This is a genomic window from Luteimonas aquatica, from assembly GCF_022662575.1.
GTDB lineage: Bacteria > Pseudomonadota > Gammaproteobacteria > Xanthomonadales > Xanthomonadaceae > Luteimonas > Luteimonas aquatica.
This window is the reverse complement of sequence record NZ_JALBFU010000009.1, coordinates 21,937-28,121: the sequence shown is the minus strand read 5'-3', so window position 1 is coordinate 28,121 and position 6,185 is coordinate 21,937. Positions and strand designations below refer to the sequence as shown.

Here is a 6,185-nt window from a genome sequence, read left to right as displayed (position 1 = left end):
CCCGGCGCGACCAGGCGTTCGCTCAGCGACGTGGAAGCATTGGACCAGGCGTGGCCGGCCAGGCACAGGCCGGCCAGCGCCAGCAGGAGCAGGCGGATCATGGCAAAGGAGGGAGGCGTCGAACGGCCGCGCACCGTAGCGCAGGCGGCCGCGGCGCTCTATCTCGCTACGATGACAGGTTGATGACGATTCAGGCCGGATCCTTTCCGGGGGCCGTTTCTCTCCGGCGCCACCCGGCGGGGACCTAGCCGCGCGCCATCCACCAGGCGATCGCGCAGGCCCCGAGCAGGGCTGCGGCCAGCGCGGCCAGGCGGTAGCCGCGCGCGCGCCGGCGCAGGCGGCGGACGAACTCCTCGTTGACCGCCCTGGCTTCCGCGATCCAGGGCGCGACATCGCGTTCGGCCTGCGCATATTCGGCGTCCGCGCGCGCGGGCTCGGCCTCGGCGCGCGCCGCCGCGGCCTCGTAGCGCTGGAAGGCGCGCGCCTGCAGCGCGCGCAGGCGGTCCTGCAGCGCCTGCGGCGACAGCGTGCGCCAATCCTCGCTCATGCCGCCGCCGTCCGCCTCACGCGCTGCGCAGCGCCTCGGTGACCGGCAGGCGCGCCGCGCGCAGCGCCGGGAACAGGCCGCCGACCAGGCCGATGCCCAGCGCCCACTTCAGGCCGTTCCAGAGCAGCTCCGGCGAGACCTTGAACTGGAACACCACCTGGCTGAAGTTGGCGCCCAGCGTGGACACGCTGTAGCCGTTGAACACCACCCAGGCGATCGCCGCGCCGAGCAGGCCGCCGAGCAGCGCCAGCAGCATCGTCTCCAGCATCACCGCCATCACCACCGGCAGGCCGCGGAAGCCGATCGCGCGCATCGTGGCGATCTCGCGGGCGCGGCCGGCGACGGCGGCGTACATGGTGTTGAGCGCGCCGAACACCGCGCCGATCGCCATGATCGCGCCGATCACCTTGCCCAGCACGTTGATGATCGTGCTGAGCATCTCCGACTGCTTGCCGTAGTAGTCGCGCGTGGTCAGCACGTCGAGCTTCAGGCGCGGATCCTCGGCCACCGCCGCCTTGAGCTGCTTGAAGCCGGCGCTGCCCTCGGTGCGCACGCTCATCGACTGGTAGGCGTTGCGGCGGTAGGTCGAGGCGATCACCTCCGCGTCGCCCCACAGCTCCGAGTCGTGGGCGTCGCCGGAGGCGAACTTGCCGACGATGGTCCAGTCCTGGTTGCCGAGGTCGATGCGCTTGCCCACCTCCAGCCCGCGCAGCTGTCCCTGCGCGCCCTGGCCGACCACCAGCTCGCGCAGGCCCGGCTTGAACTTGCGGCCCTCCACCAGCTTGACGTTGTCGCGCAGCGCCCAGGCGGCCTCGCCGACGCCGCGCACCTGCACGTTGGTGTCGGTGCCGTCGGCGCGGCTGGGCAGGTTGACGATCTGCGACAGCTCCGGCGACACCAGGGCCTTGCCGTCGGGGCCCTTGGCCACGCCGGGCAGGGCCGAGATCAGCGGCACCTTCTCGCGCTCGATCACCGAATTGGTCTCGGCCTGCGAACCGCCGCGCAGCAGGATGGCGACGTCGTCGCGGCCGGTCTGGTTGAGCGTGGCCTGGAAGCCGGCGCCCATCGCCAGCATCGCCACCAGCACGCCGACCACGCCGGCGATGCCGACCACGATCACCGAGGAGGCACCCCAGCGCTGCGGCAGGCTGGCGATGCCGATCCGCGCGGCGGCCAGCGACAGCCGGCCGGTGCGGGTGAACAGCAGCCACAGCAGCAGCGCCGCCGCGATGCCGAGCACGGCGAACCACGGCAGCATGATCCACGCCACCAGCCCGATCGCCAACAGCAGGACGGCGAGGGAGTTCCACAACCATCGTTTCATCTGTCTTCTCCCTCAGCGTCCGGCCAGTGCGTCGACGATCTTCAGGCGCTGCGCGCGCAGCGCCGGCAGCAGGCCCACCACGAGTCCGATGGCCAGCGCCAGCCCGACGCCGACCGCCCAGGTCTGCCCCAGCACGGTAGGCAGCTGGATCATGCCCTTGCTGGCCGCGCTCACGCCCGGCATCAGCAGCGCCGCCAGGGCCAGCCCGGCCAGCCCGCCGATCAGCACCAGCAGCATCGACTCGGCCAGCACCAGGATCAGCACGGTGCGGTCGGCGAAGCCGAGCGTCTTGAGCACCGCCAGCTCGGGAATGCGCTCGCGCACCGCCTGCGCCATGGTGTTGCCGGTGAGCAGCAGCAGCGTGAAGAACACCGCCGACATGATCGCGGTGACGATCAGGCCGATGTCGGCGAACTGCTTGGCGAAGGCCTGGTTGAAGGCCTGCTCGGTCTGGCTCTTGGTCTCGTGGTCGGAGTTCTCGGAGATCGCGTCGATCGCCTTGGCCACGCGCACCGCCTGGTTGGCGTTGGTGAGCTGCACCGTGTACCAGCTGACCTGGTTCTTGATGAAGTCGTTGGACTCGTCGAAGTACTTCCAGTGCAGCATCAGCTGGGCTTCCTCGCCTTTGCGCTTGCTGTCCTTGACGTGGAAGATGCCGCTGAGCTGCAGCGGCCAGTCGTTGCTGCCGCCGCGCGGGAAGATGGTCGCCTGCAGCGGGATGGTGTCGCCGACCTTCCAGCCGTACTTCTGCGCCAGCGAGGCGCCGACGATGGCGCCGGTGCGGTTGGCCTGGAAGGCCTTCATCTGCTCCGGCGGGATCTCGTACTCGCGGTACACCTCGAAGTAGTTCGGCGCCACCGAGTAGTTGGCGAAGAAGTCCTTCGGGTCGCGGTAGATGCCGCCGAACCACATCGCGTACGTGGCCCGCTTCACGCCCGGGACGGCTTCGATCTGCGGCAGCAGGCTGGTGGGCAGCGACTGGGTGATCGACAGGCGCGAGGTCACCACCAGGCGGTCGGCGCCGCTGACGTTGCCGCCGGAATTGAAGGCCACGCGCACCGAGTCGAGCATCCCGAACAGCAGGAAGGCGGCGACCACCGACAGCAGGGTCAGCAGCGTGCGCGTCTTGCTGCGGAACAGCTGCGCCCAAATCAGGGATAAGTATTTCATCGCGACCTCCCGCTCAGTGCGCGATCGCCGGGGCGTCGACCAGCTCGCCCTTGTCGAGGTGGATGGTGTGGCTGGCGTACTCGGCCGCCTTGGGATCGTGCGTGACCATGATGATGGTCTTGCCGTGCTCGCGGTTGAGCAGCTGCAGCAGGCGCAGGATCTCCTCGGCCGAATGGCGGTCCAGGTCGCCGGTGGGCTCGTCGCAGATCAGGAAGGTGGGGTCGGAGACGATGGCGCGGGCGATCGCCACGCGCTGCTGCTGGCCGCCGGAGAGCTCGTTGGGCTTGTGCTGGGCGCGGTCGGCCAGGCCGACCAGGGTCAGCGCGATCTCGGCGTTGCGCTTGCGCTGGGCGGCGCCCAGGTTGGTGAGCAGCAGCGGCAGCTCGACGTTCTTCTGCGCGGTGAGCATCGGCATCAGGTTGTAGAACTGGAACACGAAGCCGACGTGGCGGCTGCGCCAGTTGGACAGCTGCGCCGCGCTCATGCGGCTGATGTGCTCGCCCTCGACCACGATGTCGCCCGAGGTCGGCGTGTCCAGGCCGCCGATCAGATTGAGCAGGGTCGACTTGCCCGAGCCCGAGGGGCCCATCAGCGCGAAGAAGTCGCCCTGGTCGATGTCCATGTTGACGCCATGCAGCACCTGGATCTGCTCCGGGCCGCGGGTATAGGTCTTGATGAGATTGCGGATCGAAACCAGGGCCATCGTCGTTTCCTCGTTGTGCGGGTGCTGGATGCGGGTCCTTTCGCAAAAGCCCGCACATCCATGTGCGGACCAGGTGTACGCGGGTCCTTCCGCAAGAGCCCGCACATCCATGTGCGGACTTTTCAATGCTTGTGGCTATTGCGCTGCTTCTTCCTCGGCCATGCGCACCTTGCCGCCGTCGCGCAGGGTGTCGGGCGGATCGAGCACCACGGTGTCGCCGGCGGACAGGCCGGAGAGCACCTGGCGGTCGTCGCCCATGGCGCGGCCGAGCTTGAGCGCGCGCTGCTCGACCACGGTCGGGTCGTCCTCCTTCAGCGCGAAGGCCACGTCCGCGCCCTCGCGCTGCACGATCGCGGCGGTGGGCACGCGCACGCCCTGCGGCTTCTGCGCATCGGCCGGCTGGGCCTTCTCCAGGAAGCTCACCCGCACGCCCATGTCCGGGACGATGCGCGGGTCCTTCTGCTTCAGGGCGATGCGTACCTTCACCGTGGCCTTGCCGCGGTCGGCGGCCGGGATGATCGCGATCACCTCGGCGGGGATCTTCCAGTCGGGGTAGGCGTTGAGCGTGGCTTCCACCGGCATCTTCGGCTGCACGCGGCCGATGTAGGCCTCGCCGACGTCGACCTCGACCTCCAGCGAATCCATGTCGACGATGGTGCCGATGCCGGTGCGGGTGAAGCCGCCGCCGGCCGACAGCGGCGAGACGATCTCGCCCGGCTGCGCCGCCTTGGCGGTGACGATGCCGGAGAAGGGCGCGCGCACCACGGTGTAGTCGAGGTTGATGTCGGCGATCGCCAGCTGGTCGGAGGACACCTTGGCGTTGCGCTGCGCGGTGAGCAGCTGCGCGCGCAAGGAATCGCGCTGCGCCACCGCCTGGTCGAACTGCGACCTGGACACCAGCTGCTGGCCGACCAGCTTGCCCAGGCGCGCGGCGTTGACCTCGGCCTCCTTGAGCTGGGCCTGCACGCGCGCGATCTCGCTCTGCGCGGCCGACACCTGCGCGGCCGCCAGCGTGCGGTCGGCGCTCTCGCTGACCGGATCGAGCCTGGCCAGGACCTGGCCTTCCTCCACGCGCTGACCTTCCTCGATCAGCACCTCGCGCACCCGGCCGGTGATCTTGGCCGAGACGGTGGCCGTGCGCCGCGCCACCACATAGCCGGTGGCGTCGAGCACCGAGGCCGAGGCGCCGCCGCTGCCGATCGTCACCGCGGTGGCGGTGCGCACCTCGATGCCCTTGTCGCGGGCCAGGAACAGCCAGGCGCCGACGCCCAGCGCGGCCAGCACCGCGATCACGATCAGGGCGGTCCACAGGCCGCGCCGGGAGGCCGGCGGCGGAGGCGCCTTGCGATCGATGCGGAGTTCCTTGAGCAGGTCGGCGTTGGAGTTCATCGGGACGCGGAGTGGGGACGAAAGCCGCAGTGTGAAGGCAAACGCGGCTGCCTCCAAATGGCGGAAGTCAGCGGCGCGAAACGCGGGTTACGGTTCGCGGCCCGCGCGATCCGGTTTTGTGATCGTCATCGCTGGGACGCACGCTGGACCGCCGTCACTTCGATGCCTGGGCGATGACGTCCTGCAGCGCGCGCAGGTGCCGGGTGAGCGCCTTGCGGCCGGTCGCGGTCAGCTGGTACCAGGTCACCGGCTTGCGTTCGACGAAATCGCGCCGCAGCGACACGTAGCCCTCGTTCTCGAGCCGGCGCAGCTGCGCGCCGAGGTTGCCGTCGCTCATCTCCAGCTGTTCCTTGAAACGGGCGAAGCTGATCTCGCCGTGGCGTGCCAGCAGCACCGCGATCCCCAGCCGCGCGCGATGTTCCAGCGCCGGGTCGAGCCGAGTGGTCAGCGCGGCCAGCGCGTCCTCGAGCCCGTTCGCTGCCTTCATTCCAGGCACTCGCGGCGCTGCGCGCGGGCGCGCAGGCCAGCCCACAGCAGGCTGCCGGCGATCAGCAGGCCGCTGATCGTCCAGGCGAACGGCGGGGCGAACAGGGTCAGCACGGCATAGGCGGCCAGCATCAGCAGTCCTGGCCACAGCCACGAACGGTCCAGGTGCACGCCGGCCAGCGCGTAGCAGAGGCCGGCGACCAGCATGAAGGTGTGGGCGGATCTGCCGGCATCGCCGTGCCCGTCGAGCATGGGCAGCACGCACAGCAGGAAGCCGGCGCCGGCCAGCAGCCAGTGCAGGGCGTAACGCCGCCCGAGGTCGGCGTCGCGGACGCCGGCGCGGGCGGCCTGGCGCGTGCCAAGCCGCCAGCTCGCCAGGCCGCCGGCGATGCCGGCCACCAGCCAGAACGGCCCGGCCCAGCGCGGAGCGAAATCGGGCAGGGCGAAGCCGACGGCGATCACCGCCGCCCACAGCAGATAGATCGCGGTGACGCCGCGCGGCCGCTCGCTGTGGCGGACGGCGCGGACGACGTAGCTCAGGTCTTCGAGATGGTCGGCGGGCATAT

The 6,185-nt window shown here is 70.2% G+C and carries 7 protein-coding genes; all 7 read right to left on the bottom strand.

The window, feature by feature from the left end; translation table 11 throughout:
- Positions 1–244: 244 nt before the first annotated feature.
- Positions 245–547 carry a hypothetical protein gene (locus MD221_RS14120; RefSeq protein WP_242112491.1) on the bottom strand — a complete coding sequence of 101 codons (303 nt, stop codon included), beginning with the start codon at positions 545–547 and terminating at the stop codon, positions 245–247.
- 16 nt (positions 548–563) lie between these two features.
- Positions 564–1,871, bottom strand: coding sequence for an ABC transporter permease (locus MD221_RS14115; protein WP_242112490.1), 1,308 nt, complete (start codon positions 1,869–1,871; stop codon positions 564–566).
- Positions 1,872–1,883: 12 nt separating this feature from the next.
- Positions 1,884–3,041 carry an ABC transporter permease gene (locus MD221_RS14110; RefSeq protein WP_242112489.1) on the bottom strand — a complete coding sequence of 386 codons (1,158 nt, stop codon included), beginning with the start codon at positions 3,039–3,041 and terminating at the stop codon, positions 1,884–1,886.
- 13 nt (positions 3,042–3,054) lie between these two features.
- Entirely contained in the window at positions 3,055–3,744 is a 690-nt protein-coding gene (locus tag MD221_RS14105) for an ABC transporter ATP-binding protein (protein ID WP_242112488.1), read from the bottom strand.
- Between the two features lie 135 nt (positions 3,745–3,879).
- Positions 3,880–5,133 (bottom strand): efflux RND transporter periplasmic adaptor subunit, encoded by a 1,254-nt coding sequence (locus tag MD221_RS14100; protein WP_242112487.1) that lies wholly within the window; start codon positions 5,131–5,133, stop codon positions 3,880–3,882.
- A 154-nt stretch (positions 5,134–5,287) separates the two neighbouring features.
- Positions 5,288–5,620: a transcriptional regulator gene (locus MD221_RS14095; protein WP_242112486.1), complete on the bottom strand. Its 333-nt coding sequence runs from the start codon at positions 5,618–5,620 to the stop codon at positions 5,288–5,290.
- On the bottom strand, positions 5,617–6,183 hold the full coding sequence (locus tag MD221_RS14090) for a hypothetical protein (protein WP_242112485.1): 567 nt from the start codon (positions 6,181–6,183) through the stop codon (positions 5,617–5,619). Before MD221_RS14090 ends, MD221_RS14095 begins: the two co-directional genes overlap by 4 nt.
- Positions 6,184–6,185: the final 2 nt, after the last annotated feature.

What these genes read in the sequence shown, in the direction of transcription:
- MD221_RS14120 (WP_242112491.1), bottom strand. Translation starts at nt 547, where the DNA reads ATGAGCGAGGATTGGCGCACGCTGTCGCCGCAGGCGCTGCAGGACCGC.
- MD221_RS14115 (WP_242112490.1), bottom strand. Translation starts at nt 1,871, where the DNA reads ATGAAACGATGGTTGTGGAACTCCCTCGCCGTCCTGCTGTTGGCGATC.
- MD221_RS14110 (WP_242112489.1), bottom strand. Translation starts at nt 3,041, where the DNA reads ATGAAATACTTATCCCTGATTTGGGCGCAGCTGTTCCGCAGCAAGACG.
- MD221_RS14105 (WP_242112488.1), bottom strand. Translation starts at nt 3,744, where the DNA reads ATGGCCCTGGTTTCGATCCGCAATCTCATCAAGACCTATACCCGCGGC.
- MD221_RS14100 (WP_242112487.1), bottom strand. Translation starts at nt 5,133, where the DNA reads ATGAACTCCAACGCCGACCTGCTCAAGGAACTCCGCATCGATCGCAAG.
- MD221_RS14095 (WP_242112486.1), bottom strand. Translation starts at nt 5,620, where the DNA reads ATGAAGGCAGCGAACGGGCTCGAGGACGCGCTGGCCGCGCTGACCACT.
- MD221_RS14090 (WP_242112485.1), bottom strand. Translation starts at nt 6,183, where the DNA reads ATGCCCGCCGACCATCTCGAAGACCTGAGCTACGTCGTCCGCGCCGTC.